The sequence below is a fragment of the Isoptericola croceus genome, assembly GCF_029382255.1.
GTDB classification, from domain to species: domain Bacteria; phylum Actinomycetota; class Actinomycetes; order Actinomycetales; family Cellulomonadaceae; genus Isoptericola; species Isoptericola croceus.
This window is the reverse complement of record NZ_JARLLG010000001.1, coordinates 210,352-225,592: the sequence shown is the minus strand read 5'-3', so window position 1 is coordinate 225,592 and position 15,241 is coordinate 210,352. Positions and strand designations below refer to the sequence as shown.

Annotated in this window: 14 protein-coding genes; 7 read left to right on the top strand and 7 right to left on the bottom strand. The window is 71.1% G+C overall.

Annotated features, from left to right (window positions below):
- The first annotated feature begins 87 nt into the window (after positions 1-87).
- Positions 88-312, top strand: coding sequence for a hypothetical protein (locus tag PZC42_RS01030; protein WP_277207497.1), 225 nt, complete (start codon positions 88-90; stop codon positions 310-312).
- Between the two features lie 92 nt (positions 313-404).
- Positions 405-923: a hypothetical protein gene (locus PZC42_RS01025; protein ID WP_277207496.1), complete on the top strand. Its 519-nt coding sequence runs from the start codon at positions 405-407 to the stop codon at positions 921-923.
- A gap of 36 nt (positions 924-959) precedes the next feature.
- Here the strand turns inward: PZC42_RS01025 and PZC42_RS01020 are convergent, their stop codons facing one another.
- Entirely contained in the window at positions 960-1,124 is a 165-nt protein-coding gene (locus PZC42_RS01020) for a hypothetical protein (protein WP_277207495.1), read from the bottom strand.
- Between the two features lie 566 nt (positions 1,125-1,690).
- On the opposite strand from PZC42_RS01020, the gene PZC42_RS01015 reads away from it, so the two are divergent.
- A complete protein-coding gene (locus PZC42_RS01015; protein WP_277207493.1) occupies positions 1,691-3,163 on the top strand; it encodes a glycoside hydrolase family 43 protein in 1,473 nt (490 codons plus the stop codon).
- 85 nt (positions 3,164-3,248) lie between these two features.
- On the opposite strand, the gene PZC42_RS01010 is transcribed toward PZC42_RS01015, so the two are convergent.
- Complete coding sequence (locus tag PZC42_RS01010) at positions 3,249-5,498, bottom strand: YhgE/Pip domain-containing protein (protein WP_277207492.1); 2,250 nt, start codon at positions 5,496-5,498, stop codon at positions 3,249-3,251.
- Complete coding sequence (locus tag PZC42_RS01005; RefSeq protein ID WP_277207490.1) at positions 5,495-8,380, bottom strand: MMPL family transporter; 2,886 nt, start codon at positions 8,378-8,380, stop codon at positions 5,495-5,497. The genes PZC42_RS01010 and PZC42_RS01005 overlap by 4 nt, the downstream gene beginning before the upstream one ends.
- A 141-nt stretch (positions 8,381-8,521) precedes the next feature.
- Between PZC42_RS01005 and PZC42_RS01000 the strand changes: the two genes are divergently transcribed.
- Complete coding sequence (locus tag PZC42_RS01000) at positions 8,522-9,196, top strand: TetR/AcrR family transcriptional regulator (protein ID WP_277207489.1); 675 nt, start codon at positions 8,522-8,524, stop codon at positions 9,194-9,196.
- On the opposite strand, the gene PZC42_RS00995 is transcribed toward PZC42_RS01000, so the two are convergent.
- Genes PZC42_RS00995 through PZC42_RS00985 form a run of 3 tightly spaced genes read right to left on the bottom strand, consistent with a single transcriptional unit; the run spans position 9,189 to position 12,429 of the window.
- A complete protein-coding gene (locus PZC42_RS00995) occupies positions 9,189-10,064 on the bottom strand; it encodes a carbohydrate ABC transporter permease (RefSeq protein WP_277207487.1) in 876 nt (291 codons plus the stop codon). The two genes, PZC42_RS01000 and PZC42_RS00995, sit on opposite strands and share 8 nt — an antisense overlap.
- Positions 10,061-11,017 (bottom strand): carbohydrate ABC transporter permease, encoded by a 957-nt coding sequence (locus PZC42_RS00990; protein WP_277207486.1) that lies wholly within the window; start codon positions 11,015-11,017, stop codon positions 10,061-10,063. Before PZC42_RS00990 ends, PZC42_RS00995 begins: the two co-directional genes overlap by 4 nt.
- Positions 11,017-12,429 carry an ABC transporter substrate-binding protein gene (locus PZC42_RS00985; protein ID WP_277207484.1) on the bottom strand — a complete coding sequence of 471 codons (1,413 nt, stop codon included), beginning with the start codon at positions 12,427-12,429 and terminating at the stop codon, positions 11,017-11,019. The genes PZC42_RS00990 and PZC42_RS00985 overlap by 1 nt, the downstream gene beginning before the upstream one ends.
- Positions 12,430-12,573: 144 nt before the next feature.
- Here PZC42_RS00985 and PZC42_RS00980 point away from each other — a divergent pair, with 144 nt between their 5' ends.
- Positions 12,574-13,539 carry a sugar-binding transcriptional regulator gene (locus PZC42_RS00980; protein WP_277207483.1) on the top strand — a complete coding sequence of 322 codons (966 nt, stop codon included), beginning with the start codon at positions 12,574-12,576 and terminating at the stop codon, positions 13,537-13,539.
- Positions 13,540-13,605: 66 nt separating this feature from the next.
- Here PZC42_RS00980 and PZC42_RS00975 read toward each other — a convergent pair whose 3' ends face one another.
- Positions 13,606-13,809, bottom strand: coding sequence for a hypothetical protein (locus tag PZC42_RS00975; RefSeq protein WP_277207481.1), 204 nt, complete (start codon positions 13,807-13,809; stop codon positions 13,606-13,608).
- Positions 13,810-14,114: 305 nt separating this feature from the next.
- Between PZC42_RS00975 and PZC42_RS00970 the strand changes: the two genes are divergently transcribed.
- Both PZC42_RS00970 and PZC42_RS00965 read left to right on the top strand, forming a co-directional pair.
- Positions 14,115-14,918, top strand: a complete 804-nt coding sequence (locus PZC42_RS00970; RefSeq protein WP_277207479.1) for a type IV toxin-antitoxin system AbiEi family antitoxin — start codon at positions 14,115-14,117, stop codon at positions 14,916-14,918.
- Positions 14,918-15,217, top strand: coding sequence for a nucleotidyl transferase AbiEii/AbiGii toxin family protein (locus PZC42_RS00965; protein ID WP_277207477.1), 300 nt, complete (start codon positions 14,918-14,920; stop codon positions 15,215-15,217). The genes PZC42_RS00970 and PZC42_RS00965 overlap by 1 nt, the downstream gene beginning before the upstream one ends.
- Positions 15,218-15,241: the final 24 nt, after the last annotated feature.

Here is a 15,241-nt window from a genome sequence, read left to right as displayed (position 1 = left end):
ACGCCGGACGGCGCCGGCGCGGGAACTTCTCCAAGAAAGTGACGCCGATCACGTCACGAACTCGGTGCCGGCCCCTCTCCAGAAGTGATGACACACCCGACGATCGATGACGTCCACGCCGCGGTCCACTGGGCGCTGACCCACGACCTGCCGGCTCTGCTCGCCTACCGCCAGGTGGCCCACCTCGACCGGTCGGCGCGCTGGCAGGCGGACGCGGCCCTCGTCGCGCGCTGGCGCAAGGCCACGCACACGGACCCGTACAACGCGGCACCGCAGGGGCTCAGGGCCGAGCACCCGCGGTCGCACTGCTGAGCTCGACCCCGCAGGATCGCGACCGCCTCCGATAGCCTGCGACGCAGCGCACGATCCATGGCCAGGACGTGCCGCGGCGAACAGGAGAGGCGATGGCGGCAACCTTCCACCGCACCGAGGAGTTCACCCTGCTGCACCGGTCGGGCTACCTTGCCGGGCCCGTGGGCGACGAGGACGCGGGACGCGTCCACGGCTGGGAGTACCGCGGCGACCGCTGGTCGGCGAACCGGCCCGCCGACGGTGACCCGCCCGAGCAGATCACCGTCGCCTGCTCGGTGTGCTCGGAACCGATCGCGTTCCGCGTCCGGTCCGTCGCGGCGACCCGCACACTGCGGGCAGCCCTGCGGTGGGGCGCTGCCGCTTCCGCCGTCGTCGCGGTCCTCGCGATCGTGCTGACGGGGACCGCCGTCGGCATCGCCGACGAGGCGGCCCGCTCGGCCGAGGAGCAGGAAGCCGTCTTCATGGTGGCCCTCGGCGTGGTCCTCGTGGCGGCCTCGCTGACCACCGCCTGGACGCTCGCGCTCAAGGCACAGGCACAGGTCGGGGTCAGCGGCGGCGGGGCCGGCGCGGCGACGCTCGCCAAGCACGTCGTGGGCCGCGTCGGGGACTAGAGACCTTCGCCCCCGACGCGCTCACCCTCCGCGAGGTCACGGCCTCCCACTCCAGCAGGCCCGGACCTCGTGGACGGGGACGCGCAGCACGGTGAAGCCCTGCTGCCCTGAGTCGTTCCCGAACGCTGTCTCGCGCTGCGCGGCCGTGAGGTCGATCCAGGCGGTGTGGTTCATGCCGCCGAAGCCCTTCCGAAGGACCACGAGGGTTCCACGACGACCGTGGTCGCACTCTTCCGTAGACCCGATGTGACCGCTAACATTCGGGACGGGCGGGCAATGGGGCCCGCCGCGTCCTCGAAGGAGAGAGATGAACCGCACCGCACCGCCACCCCCCGCAGGGCGGCCCGGCTTGCCACACCCGTCGTCCTTGTACTGACCTCGGCGGCGATCGTCCCGCCGGCCGGACGGCTCCCGCGACGGTCGACCGCGGACGGGCGTCGTCGGAGTCCGTGAACTACCCCGGGCGGTACGTCCGGCACCAGGACTGGCTGGGCCGCATTCGATCCGGTCGCGTCCTCCAGTACGAGCCGGACCAAGCACGACGCGCTCTGCGGGTCATCACGTCGTCGGGCGACAACAAGGCTCGGCTCCGTTCGTCATCGAGCGCAACGGGATTGCCGACCACTGCCTCGCCCTCCCTGCCGGCAACGGCACCGACCGCGAGGTCGCGATCGACCGGCTGACACTCAATGCCGACGGCACGCTCGCCGTCGTCGCCCCTGCCCCCTGACCACATCAACCCATCCGCGAAACTAAGGAGTTCTCGCATGACCCACACCATCGCCAGATGGCGCGCCGCCACCTGGCTCACCGCGTTCCTCGCCGCCCTGTCCCTGGTGGCCGGCTGGACCGTCGCCACCTCCGAGCGCGCCTCCGCGGCCGACGAACAGTTCACCGGCTACCTCATGGCCACCTTCACCGGCGAGTCGTCGGACGGCCAGCAGATCTACCTCGCCCACAGCGACGACGGGCTGAACTGGACGGACCTCAACAACGGCGAGATCGTCCTGCGCAGCGACGTCGGCACTCGCGGCGTCCGCGACCCCTCACTCGTGCGCTCGCCCGACGGCGACCGCTATTGGATCATCGCCACCGACCTGTGCATCGGCTGCGGCTCGAACTGGTCCGGAGCGATCAACAACGGCAGCCGGAACCTCGTCATCTGGGAATCGACCGACCTGGTGAACTGGTCGGACCCGTGGCTGCTCGACGTCGCGGGCGCCATCCCGGACGGCCGCAACGCCTGGGCACCCGAGGCCATCTGGAACGCCGAGACCGGCGACTACGTCCTGTACTGGTCGACCAACGTGCCACACAACGGCGCCACGAAGCACCGCGTCTACTCCGCGCGGACCTCCGACTTCCGCACCATCACGACGCCCCAGCCGTTCATCACGCCGCCCGGCTCCGAGGAGATCATCGACACGCAGATCGTCGAGGTCCCGAACAGCGTCGGCGGCTACCGCTACTACCGGGCGAACTGCGTCGGCCGGCAGATCACCGTCGAGGGCAGCAACAGCATCCTGGGATCCTGGGACCACCTCGGAGACCTGTCGCACCTCAACATCTCCAACGGGGCGATCCCCGGCAGCACCGTGGTCGAAGGCCCCATGTGGATGAAGTTCAACGGTGAGGACCGGTGGGCGCTGTGGCTCGACCAGTACGCCACGGGCCGCGGCTACATGCCCGTCACGTCCACGAACCTCGGCGACGTCACGAACTTCCAGCGGGTGAGCACCTATGACGTGGGCGCCAACCGCAAGCGACACGGCTCCATCCTCAACCTGACCCAGGCCGAGGAGAACCGCGTCCTGGGCAAGTGGGGCACCACCGCGATCAGCCGCATCCAGTCCTACAACTTCCAGGACCGGTACTGGCGGCACGCCAACTACGGGGCCCGCATCGACACGAACGTCTCCCCGGCACAGGACGCCCAGTGGCGCATCGTCCCCGGCCTGGCCGGCACGGACACCGTGTCCTTCCAGTCCGTGAACTTCCCCGGCTACTACCTGCGGCACGAGAACTACGTACTCAACCTCAGGCAGGACGACGGCTCCGCCCGGTTCAAGGCCGATGCGAGCTTCCGGGCGGTCGACGGCCTCGCATCGCCGTCGTGGACGTCGTACCAGTCGTACAACTTTCCCGACCGGTACATCCGCCACTACGCCTACCAGCTCCGCATCGACACCATCGGTAGCGCCACCGGCCAAGCGGACGCAACGTTCCGCGTCGTGAGCTGAGAAGCCCTCGATCAAGACCGGGCCCTGGTGCTGTTCCAGGGCCCGGTCTTGTTTCACTGGCTCGACGACCCGGCGCCGCGCCCCCTTACGCCCGCAGGAGAGCCGCGACCCGGGTCCGGCGTGCACGCGCCGTCGCGCCGATGCCGAGGCCGAGACCCACGAGGGTCCACAGCACCACCCACGTCAGCGCCCCGCCCAGCCCCCCGACCGCGGGCACCACGGCGGCGGCGAGGGCGTCGCGCCCCGCACCGGTCGGCAGCACGTCGGCCACGGAGACGAGCACGTCCGGGACGGTCGCCACGACGCCGGTGCCGATCATCAGCACCGCGATCAGCAGGCTGACCCCCCGGCCCAGGTTCCCCAACCACGCGAGGAATCCCACGTGCACAGCCACGAAGCTGACCGAGACCAGTGCCCCGAGCAGGATCGTGCCGACCCAGCCGAGCGGCGAGAGCCCCTCCACCCCGGCGAGGATCGCACCGACCGCGGCCCCCGTCCCGGCGCCGACGGCCGCGGGGACGGTGAGCGCACCCAGTGCCAGCCGCAGCGCGGGGCGCGTCGAGCCGAGAGCACGGGCCGCCACCGGCGGGAAGATCGTCAGCAGACCGAGCGCGCCGAGCCACAGCGCGACGACGGCGAACAGCGGCCCGGTCGCGCCCGTCGAGAGGTCGTCGACCCCCGGTGCCGCGACCGGGTTCGCCACGACCGACGCGAGGTTCCGCCGCTCACCGTCGGTGTAGGTCGGGATCCCCGCCGCCGCCTCGTCGAGACCACCGGCGAGGTCGTCGGTGCCCGAGGCGAGCTGACCGACACCGTCCGCGAGCCCGGAGGCGCCGTCGGCGAGGCCGTCCGTCCCGGTCGCGAGCTCCTGCGCGCCCGCGTCCAGCCGGTCGACACCGGCCGCGAACTGCGACACGCCCGTGGAGAGACCATGCGCTCCGGTGTCGAGCCGGGAGACGCCGTCGGCGAGACCGGACACGCCGTCGGCCACACCGTCCGCGCCGGTGGAGACCTGGCCGGCTCCAGACGCCAGCTCGTCCAGGCCGTCCGCGAGACCCTGGGTCCCGGTGGCGACCTGATCCGCACCCTCCGCGAGCTCGTCGGCTCCGCCGGCGAGCTGGGTCGCGCCGGTGCTCAGACCGTCGATCCCGGCCGCCAGCGCGTACAGGCCCGTCGGATCGCTACCCTCCGACGCGGGACTGCCGACCTGCGCGGTCAGCTCGCTCGCCAGCTCGCCCGCGCCGGCCTGGATCTCCAGGAGCGGCGCCAGGCTCTGGCACTGCGGCGACTCCGGCACGTCACCGCACCCGTAGACCTTCTGCATCTCGGCCACGTAGGCACCGAGGCCGGAGGAGATCTCGTCGACGCCGCCCGCGGCCTGCGCGATCCCACCGGGAAGCGGCTCCACCTGCGTGTCGAGCTTCTGCAGGTTGGCCGCCAGCTCGCCTGCACCGCCCGCCAGGTCACCCGCGCCGTCGGCCAGGTCGCCCGCACCGTCAGCCAGGTCGCCGGCGCCCGCGGCGCTCTCCCGGGCACCACGTGCGACGCCCTCGGCGCCGTCGGCCACCTGCTTCGCCCCGTCGGCCAGCGGCTGCGCGCCGTCCGCCAGCCCGGCGACGCCGTCGGCCAGCTGGTCCGCGCCGCCCGCCAGGTCGTCCGCGCCCGACGCCGCCTCGCCCACTCCCGCGGCGTACTCGCCCGCGCCGTCGGCGAGCTGCCCGGCGCCGTCGGAGAGCTCGGTCGCTCCCGCTGCCGCGTCCCCCGCGCCGGAGGCGAGCTCACCGGCACCGTCCGCGGCCTCACCGATCCCCTCGGAGAGGTCGTTGAAGCCGATGAGGACGTTGTCGACATAGGTCTCGGTGAGCATCGAGCCCATCACCGAGGTCGCGGTGGTCGCCACCACCCGTGCCAGCGCGACGTCGACCACCCGCCCACCGGGCGGCGTGGCGATGTCGATCGTGGCCTGGCGGGCGTCGTCGGCGTCCTCGGCGCCGAACGAGGTCGCCGCGGCGGAGAAGCCCTCCGGAATCGTCACGACGGCCGCGTAGGTGCCGTCGGCCAGGCCATCGGTCGCGTGCTCGGCGTCGGTGAGGGTCCAGTCGTAGTTCACGTCGGAGTCCTCGGCGCCCTCGACGAGCCCGGCGGCCAGCTGCCGCCCGAGCGGCGCGGTCTGGCCATCGACCTCGACGGGCTCGTCGTTGTTGACGATGGCGGCGGGCACCGTGTCGAGCCGGTCCATCGGGTTCCACAGGGCGGCCAGCAGGATGCCGAGCACCAGCACGGGCAGGAGGGCGACCAGGACGATCGCCCAGGGGTTCTGCGTGACGCGGTTCATGCCCGCACCTCCTCGGTGGTGGCGGCGACCTCAGGGGTCGCGGGTGTCTCGGTGGAAGCGGTCGTCTCCGTGCTCACGGAGTCGCCGCCCGGGTCGTGGACGGGTACCGGTGGCGGCACGTCACCACCGTGCAGTCTCGACGGCGCCCCCCAGCCGGCACCCACGTCGAGCACCGGCGTGCCCGCCGGCAGCAGGTCGGTGGCGGCCACGCCGGTCGCCCCCACCAGGAGCGTCGCCCCGGCGGCGTGCGCACCGGACAGCGCGGTGGCCAGCGCAGCGCGTGCGGGTCGATCGGCCACCACGTCGGTGCGGTCGACCACGACGACGATGGCGCCCTGGCGGACGGCGGTCGTCACGGCGTCGGCTGGGCGGCCGTCCTCGGCCACGGCATCCACGACGGCGACCCGCGAACGCACCGACGGCGACCGCTCGGGCAGCACGAGGCCGGCGACCTTGGCCACACCGGCGTCCAGGCGGATCCGACCGGCGACGGCCAGGAGGAACGCGTTGACCGGGGCCGCGGCGTCCCCGTGCACGGCGAGCGTGCCGCCGTCGGGCACCCGGACGCTCACCGGCCCGACCAGCGGTGGGTCCCCCAGACCGGGGCCGCGCGGGCCGCTCACCTCGAGATCGCGCACGGCGACGGCGTCCGCCCGTCCGTCGGGGCGCACGCCGGGCCAGGAGGCCAGCCGCAGCTCCTTGGCCAGCCCCTCGCCCTCGACGTCGAACGTCGGCAGGGCGCGGTCGAGCCAGCGGGGCATCCACCACGCCTTGTCGCCGAGCAGCGCCAGCACCGCGGGGACCAGGACCATGCGCACGACGAACGCGTCGACGGCGACGCCGACGGCCAGACCGAGCGCGATCGGTTTCATCGTCATGTCACCCTCGGGCACGAACGCCACGAAGACGCTGAACATGATCACCGCCGCCGCGATGACGACCTTCGCCGACCCCTGGAAGCCGGTGAGGATCGCCTGCCGTGCCCGGCCGCCGTTGTGCACGTAGTCCTCGCGGATGCGCGAGACGAGGAAGACCTCATAGTCCATCGCGAGCCCGAAGAGCACCCCCATGAGGATGATCGGCATGAAGCTGATCACCGGTCCGAGCCTCGTGACGTTCAGCGCCTCGGCGAAGAGGCCGTCCTCGAACACGAGCGTGACGGCCCCGAACGCCGCACCGACGCTCAGCAGGTAGCCCAGCGTCGCCTTGACCGGCACCCAGACCGACCGGAACACCATGGTCAGCAGGAGCAGGGAGAGGCCCACCACCACGAGCCCGAACGGCACCAGGGCGTCACCGAGCTTGTCGGAGACGTCGATGCCCACGGCGGTGAAGCCGGTGACGGACAGGTCCACCCCGTACTCGTCGAGGAAGTGGTCGTGGAGCGCGCGGATCTCCGCGACCAGCGCCTTCGTCTCCTCGGAGTCGGGTGAGCCCTCGGGGACCACCTGGATGATCCCGGTGTCCGCCGTCTGGTTCGGCGTGGCCAGCGGCACGTCCGCGACGCCGGGCAGGTCCTCGATCTCCGCGGCGAGGTCGTCCATGAGCCCGAGGGGGTCGGTGCTGGTGACGATCGAGCCGGTCACGATGAGCGGCCCGTTGAAACCGTCGCCGAAGTGATCGCTGACCAGGTCGTACGTCTGCCGGGCGGAGGTGTCCTCGGGCAGGTACCCGGCGTCGGGCAGCGTGAGGCGCAGGTTCGCCGCGGGGAGCGTGAGAGCGCCGAGGGCGACGACGACGATCGCGATCGTCGCGACCGGCGCCCGGGTGACCCCCCGGACCCAGCCGGCGAAGAACCGGTTCTGGTGGGTGCCGCCGTCGGGCGTCGTGGCCGTGCGGCGCGCACGCCGCTTCCTCGGGCGGGGGCGGAGGCGCTCTCCGGCGATCGCAAGCAGGGCCGGCAGCAGGGTGAGCGAGACGAGCACCGCCATGCCGACGGCGGCCGCCGCCGCGACGCCCATGACCGTGAGGAACGGGATGCCCGCGACGCCGAGCCCGACCAGCGCGATCATCACCGTCAGGCCGGCGAAGATCACGGCCGAACCGGCCGTGGCGGTGGCGCGGGCGATGGACTCGCGCAGCTCGATCCCGTCCCGGAGCTGTTCCTGGTGGCGGGAGACGATGAACAGCGCGTAGTCGATGCCGACGGCGAGGCCGAGCATCAGCCCGAGCATCGGGGTGGTGGAGTTGATCGGCCCGAAGACGGTGGCTGCGAGGAGCAGCAGCATCGAGACCCCGACGCCGAGCAGAGCGTTGACCAGCGGCAGGCCGGCGGCGACGAACGAACCCAGGGTGAACAGGAGCACGATCAGGGCGACGACGACGCCGACGGCCTCGATGATGCTCAGGTGCGGCAGCTCGTTGGCGAACAGCTCTCCGCCGAGCTCGGCCCGGGAGTCTGCGGGCAGGGCTGCCGCGAGCTCGTCCGTGATCTCGGTGAGGTCGTCCTTGGTGGCGTCGCTGACGGACATCGAGTCGCCGTCGAGCTGGACGGCGACGATCGCGGCGGTCTCGTCGTCGCTGACGGGCGAGGCCGCCTGCTCGTCGTAGGGCGTGGCGACGGCGGCGACCTCGTCCAGGTCGCCGATCCTGTCCGCCGCGCGCTCGACGGGCTCGCGGACGGCGTCGTCGGTGACGGCGTCACCCTCGGGAGCGACGACGACGATCTGCGCGGAGGACCCGCTCACCTCGGGGAACGTCGCCGAGAGCTGGTCGAGGGCCCGCTGCGACTCGGTGCCGGGGATGGTGACGGAGTTGTCGAACTCCTGGAACACGAAGGCTCCGGCCGCGCCGGTGACCACGAGGATGCCGAGCCAGGCGGCGACGACGAGGCGGCGCGCACCCACGGTCCAGCGACCGAGCGAGTACAGGACGGAGGACACAGAGGGCTCCCGGGCGGCTTGTGGCGGGTGGACGATCGACGCGGCAGTTCGATACGGCACTGTATCCGATACAGAAACGTATCCGATACACCGATGTATTGTCTAGACTGGCTCCACCGCCAGACCGAGGAGGGCCCTGCTGTGACCACCGCCGAGCACGCGACCAGCGCGCGTTCCCCGCGCCGCGAGCGCACCCGGGAACGCCTGCTGGACGCGGCACTCGACGTCTTCGCCGAGGTCGGGATGCAGGCCACGTCCATCGAGGCGGTGTGCGAGGCCGCTGGGTTCACCCGCGGCGCCTTCTACTCCAACTTCGCCTCCAAGGAGGAGCTGTTCGTCGCGCTCATGCAGCGCGACGCGAACAGCCAGCTCGGCACGCTCGAGCAGGTGGTCGAGACCGTCGACGTCGACGCCCTCGCCACCCCGGAGGGTTTCCGTGCCGCGCTGAGATCCGTCATTGCCACCGTGCGGCCCGACGGCGGCGCCCGCCGCCAGTGGTGCCTGGTGGCCGCCGAGTTCGAGCTCCTCGCCCTGCGCGACCCCGCCGTCGCCGAGCTCTACCTGACCGAGCGTCGCCGCGTCCGGGCGGAGCTCGCCACCGTGCTCGACCGCATCCTGTCCGAGCTCGGGCTCCGGTTCGTCCTGGACATGCCCACCGCCGTCGACCTCCTGATGGCCGCCGAGGACGCGGAGAGCCGGGCGGCTCTGCTCGAGCGTCCGGCCGGCGGCGCGGACGGTGCCACGCCGCCGGCCGGACGTCTCGAGGCCCTGGTCGACCTCCTGCTCGCCCCGCAGGGCGATCGCCCCACTACTTGATCGCGCCCATCGACAGGCCGCGCACGAGCTGCTTCTGCGCGATCCACCCGGCGATGATGACCGGCAGGGAGGCCAGCAGCGCGGCGGCGCACAGGCGCGCGAGGAACAAGCCCTCGCTCGTCATCGTCGAGACGATGAAGATCGGCACCGTCGCCGCCTGCGACGCCGTGAGGTTGAGCGCGAAGAAGAACTCGTTCCACGCGAAGATCACGCAGATGAGCGCGGTCGCGGCGATGCCCGGTGCGACCATCGGCAGCAGGACGGACCGCATGGTCCGCAGCAGCCCGGCGCCGTCCACCGACGCCGCCTCGAGGACCTCGGCGGGCACCTCCTGGAGGAACGAGCGCATCATCCACACCGCGATCGGCAGGTTCATCGCCGTGTAGAGCACCACGAGGGTCCAGATGTTGTCGAGGACCCTCAGCTGCCCCGCGATGACGTAGATCGGGACGATGACGGCCACGACGGGCAGCATCTTCGTGGAGATGAAGAAGAACAGCACGTCGCCGACCTTCTCCACCGGCCGGATCGACAGGGCGTAGGCGGCCGGGATGCCCAGGAGCAGCACGAGCACCGTCGAGACCCCCGTCGCGATGAGCGAGTTCGCCACGTAGGTGCCCGACTCGCCGACCACGGCGCGGAACTGGTCGAGCGTGGGCTCGAAGAAGAACGTGGGCGGGTTCGACGACGCCTGGCTCTCCTGCTTGAAGGCCGTCATCGCCATCCAGGCGACGGGGAAGAAGAACCCGATGGCGAGGATCCAGGTGAGTGCCGTCAGGAGCGTGCCCGTGGTCCGGCGGCGCGGTCGCCGCGCACCGCCGGGTGCGGCGGGCCGCGTGGAGGTCGGGGCCGGTGCGGTGGTGGTCATGAGCGCTCCTTGACGTCGAAGCTGCGGAAGATGAGGCGCAGCGCGGCCATCGCGACGAAGATCGTGGCGATCACGACGACCACACCCATCGCGGCGGCCTGCCCGATGTCGAAGCCGAGGAACGCGCGCTGGTAGATGTAGAAGGGCAGGTTGGCGCTCGCCGTGCCGGGCCCGCCCGCCGTCATGAGGTAGATCTGGTCGAACGTGTTGACGACGTAGATGATCCCGAGCAGCACACCCAGCTCCACGTACCGGCGCAGGTGCGGCATGGTGATCCAGGTGAACGTGCGCCACGGACCGGCGCCGTCGACCGACGCGGCCTCGAGCACGTCCTTGGGCTGCGCCTGCAGGCCGGCCAGGACGAGCAGCATCATGAAGGGCGTCCACTGCCAGACGAGCGCCATGAGGATCGCGACGATCGGGTAGGTCGACGTCCAGTCGACCGGGTCGATCCCGACCAGGCCGATCGTCCAGTTGAGCAGGCCGTACGTCGGGTTGAGCATCGCCATCGACCAGAGCACCGAGCTCGCGACGGGCATGATGAGGAACGGGGTGATGAGCAGCGTCCGGGCGACGCCCCGGCCGCGGAACGGCCGGTCGAGGAGCAGCGCGAGCACGATGCCCAGGACCATCGCGACCAGCACGCACCCCAGCGTGATGACGACCGAGTTCACCGCGGCGCCGCGGAAGGTCGAGTCGCCGACGATGTCGCCGTAGTTGGCGAAGCCGACGAACAGGTCGGAGTCGGGGCGCAGCAGGTTGCGCGAGTGCAGCGAGTACCAGATCGTCACGAGGAACGGGATCTGCGTGACGGCGATCGTGAAGAGCAGCGCCGGCAGCAGCGGCCCGCGGCGGCGCCAGCGCTCGGCACGGCTCAGGGTGTGCTCGTCGCGCACGGCGCGCAGCTCCTGTGCGCGGCGGGCGCTCGCTGCCTGGGTGGTGAGCGTGGTCATCAGGAGCCTCCGGCGGTGGTGGACGCGGCGTCGGCCTCGGCCCGGTAGGTCTCGGCGACGGTCTCGGCGTAGGACTGGGCCTGGTCGAGCGCCTCGTCGACCGTCTGCTGCCCGGCGATCGCGGCCGACATCTGCTGGCCCACGCGGGTCCCGAGGTCCTGGAACTCAGGGATACCGACGAACTGGATGCCCGGGTACGGCACCGCCTCGGTCATCGTGTTCTCCTGCGTCGCCTCGCCCATCGCCGTGAGGGTGGCCTCGGCGTAGGCCGCGGAGACCTGCGCGTACTCGGGGATCTCGTAGGTGGACAACCGGCTGCCGGGGGGCACCCGCTCCCACGAGAGCTCCTCGCCGACGAGCCGGATGTAGTCCTGGTCGGTCATCCAGGAGACGAAGTCCCAGGCCGCGTCCTTGTGCTCGCTCGTCGAGGGGATGGCGAGCGACCAGGAGTAGAGCCACCCGGCGGCCTGAGTCTCGCTGACGGGGGCCGGGACGTAGCCGACGTCCCCGGCGACGTTCGACGACGCCGGGTCCTCGACGCTGGAGACCATCGAGGTCGCGTCGTACCACATGGCGGCGTTGCCCTGGGCGAACCGGGTCAGACAGTCGCCGAACCCGGACGTCGCCGCACCGGGCTGACCGTACCGCTGGACGGTGTCGACGTACGTCTCGACGGCGGCGCGGACCTCGGGGCTGTCGAGCCGGGCGTTCCAGCCCTCGTCGAACCACCGCCCGCCGTACGTGTTGATGACGGTGCCCATCGGTGCCATCACCTCGCCCCAGCCCGCCAGGCCGCGCAGGCACACGCCGGAGAAGTCGGCCGCAGGATCGTGGAGCTCGGCGGCCAGCTCGCGGACGTCGTCCCAGGTGGGCCGCTCGGGCATCTCGAGACCACGCTCGTCGAACAGGTCCTCGCGGTAGGCGAGGAACGAGGACTCTCCGTAGAACGGCACCGAGTACAGGTCGCCGTCCACCGAGAGCGCGTCGCGGACACTGGGGACGAAGTCGTCGGGCTCGTACCCCTCGGTCGCGTCGGCGTAGGGCTGGAGGTTCTCGATCCACCCGTTCTGGGCCCACATGGGCGTCTCGTAGTTGGAGATCATGACGACGTCGAACTCGCCGCCGCCTGTCGCGACGGAGGCGGTGATCTTGGCCCGGGCCTCGTTCTCGGGGAGGCTGACGAACCGGACGTCGACTCCGGGGTGCTCGGCCCGGAAGTGGTCCTGCAGAGAGATGGCGTCCTGCATCTGCGGGTTGGAGACGATGGCGACGACGATCTGCTCCCCGTCGCCCCCGACGGCTCCCGCGCCGGTGCAGGCGGCGAGCCCGAGGGTGAGGGCGGCCGCACCGGCGACGAGCCGTGGTGCGGTGCGTCGGTCGGGTCGGCGCCGCGCGCCGGGTGGCTCGAACATCGTTGTCCTTACGTCGAACGGTCCGCTCATATGAGAGCGGCATGGCTGCTCATCTGAAGCGACCTTAGTTCGATATGCTCACGTGAGCAAGACCATCCGCTCATACTTTCGCGCAGCGCCGCCGCGGGGAGAGACGAGGTACCGGTGACCGACCCTGAGCACACCCGCCTCCTCGTCGAGGTGAGCACCGACTACTACCTCGACGGACAGTCGAAGGTGGAGATCGCCAAGCACCGCGGGATCTCGCGGTTCCAGGTGGCCCGGCTGCTGACCGAGGCCCGCGAGAGCGGGGTGGTGCGGATCGAGATCGCCGCACCCGCGCACCTCGACACGGGCCGGGCCCGGCGCCTGGCGGAGCAGCTCGGGGCCCAGGAGATCGTCATCGTCCCGGGCGGCGCCGACCGGGACACGACCCGCGAGGCCCTCGCCCGTGAGCTCGCGCGCGTCGTCGCGGCCCGGGTCCGCGCGGGCACGACCGTCGGGGTCTCGTGGTCCCGGACCGTCGAGGCGGCCGTCCGCACGCTCGGGACGCTCCCGCCGTGCGACGTCGTCCAGCTCGTCGGTGCGCTGCCCGTGCACGGCAGCGGCAACTCCCTCGAGCTCATCCAACGCTTCACCGCCATGGAGGGCGTCCGCACGTGGCCCGTGTGGTCCCCGCTGCTCGTCGGCGACCCCGCCACGGCGGCCGGGATGCGACAGCAGACGGAGATCGCCGCCGCCCTCGACCGGGCTGACGCCCTCGACCTCGCGGTGGTGGCGATCGGCAGCTGGAACGCCACGGGGTCGACCGTCTACCCGCAGGTCACCGACGCCGAGCGGAGCGCCGCGGCCGCGGCCGGAGCCGTCGCGGAGTGCTCTGGCCGGCTCTTCGACACCCAGGGGCGCGCCGTCGTGACCCCGCTGGACGCCCGGGTCGTGGGCGTCACCCTCGACCAGCTCGTCCGCACCCCCGACGTGGTCGCGATCGGCTACGGCGCCGAGGCCGCCGTCGGGCTGCGCGGCGCGGTCCTCGGCGGGATCGCCACGGTGCTCGTCATGGACGACGCCGCGGCGGTCGAGCTCGAGCGCCTGCTGACCGCCCCGCCCAGGGGCAGCGTTGCCGAGCCCTGACATGTCCCACGGCGCCTGTCTGGCCGCCCACGGCGCCGTCTCCACCGCGCTGTCGCTGTGCAGCGATCACCGGCTGCGCGAGCTCGTGGACGCTGCCACACCGATCGGTTCCGGCATCGGCGGGAAGACCGTCCTGCTGGAGGTCGCAAGCACCGCGGTCTTCGTCAAGCGGATCCTGGCGGCCACGACCGCCACATGGTGCATATCGGCGTGGGTGTCGACGCCCGCGACGACAGGCACGTCGAGGACGTCAGTGATGGATGTTGTCATGATGGCCTTGCGCCCTTCGCTCGCAGGGGGCACGTCGGCCCTGGCCGACATGCATCGGATCACGCCCGGACGACGCGGACCCCTACATCATCAACGTCACCTATCGGTACAGCAGTCCCCAACTTGCGGTCGAGGCTTGTGCGAGCGCGGATGCGCACAGGATGCTGTCGCAGCCAACCTGAAACACACAGAATCTGTGCTTTTAGCAGCCCTGTTGACAGCGACAGCCCAGAGATCTACTGTCAACTGATGCATCAGAAGCACCGTTTCTGCGCTTAGAGCGTTCCCGGTGACAGGAGGCAGGGATGAGTGGAGGACGCACACTTGGCCCCTCACTCGCGCGCGTCGTTGAGGAGCTCGAGCTGAACCAGCCGGTCGTCGTCACGCTCACTGACCTCGACACGTTGCTGGTCACGCTCGACATCAAGACCCGCGCAACCGAGGTCGCGCGACGCCTGCGCGAAACCGGATGGCTCCTGGCGACCAAGCAACGCGGCGTGTATGAGTTCGCGCCGGGCGCGCACGCCGGACCATTCGGCCACGGTGACCCACTGATCGCGCTTCGAGCGTTCCTCGCCTCGAACGCCACTGGGGACTCACGCAACGCGACGGCGTGCCTACACACCGCTGTATGGATCCACGGCCTCGCGGACCGGGCCCCTAATCAGCATGAATTGGCCCTACCGAAGTATGTCCGCGTCCCGAGCGCGCTCGCCAAGACGTTCCGCATCGTGCGGTACGACTCCCCGCTGGCACCCGAGTACCTCACGGGCGTTCCAGTGCACCGGCCGGCGAGCATCCTCGTTCACATGGCCACGAGTCCGTCCAGCGTTCGCAACTGGCCTGTCCTTCGGGGCGCCATGCAGGACCTCATCGAGCGGACCTCACAGGACGACCTTGAGAAAGCCCTGGACGGCGCCACCACGGCAACCCTCGCGCGCCTGGGATACCTCCTCGATGGTCTGGGCACGACGCACATGCATCTGGCGAGCCTTGGAGTGCGCCGCCCGGATCACACCGTGTGGTTCGGACCCCGTGACGGAGTGGTCACGTTCAACGCCCGCTGGAACATCGCCGACACGACCGCTAACGCGAGGAACCAGCGCTGATGCCGATCACACCCGGACTTGTCGCGCGGCACACCCCACCGGGGCCCGGTGGGCGGTCCGCCGCCCTGATCGACATCGCGCAGGACCTCCTCCTGGGTCACCTTGTAGAGGCCGGCATCTTCGACCTGCTCGTGTTCAAAGGCGGCACGGCGCTGCGCAAGACGTTCGCGGGTGCTGCCGGACGGTTCTCGACCGATGATGATGACGACGACGATGACGTTGCTGAGGTCGCACAGACCGCCTGCGCCCTTGGTCTCGACGACGGATGTCGAAGCGTGGCACGCACGATCGGAAACTGAACGGTCGCTACATCAACCGTTACG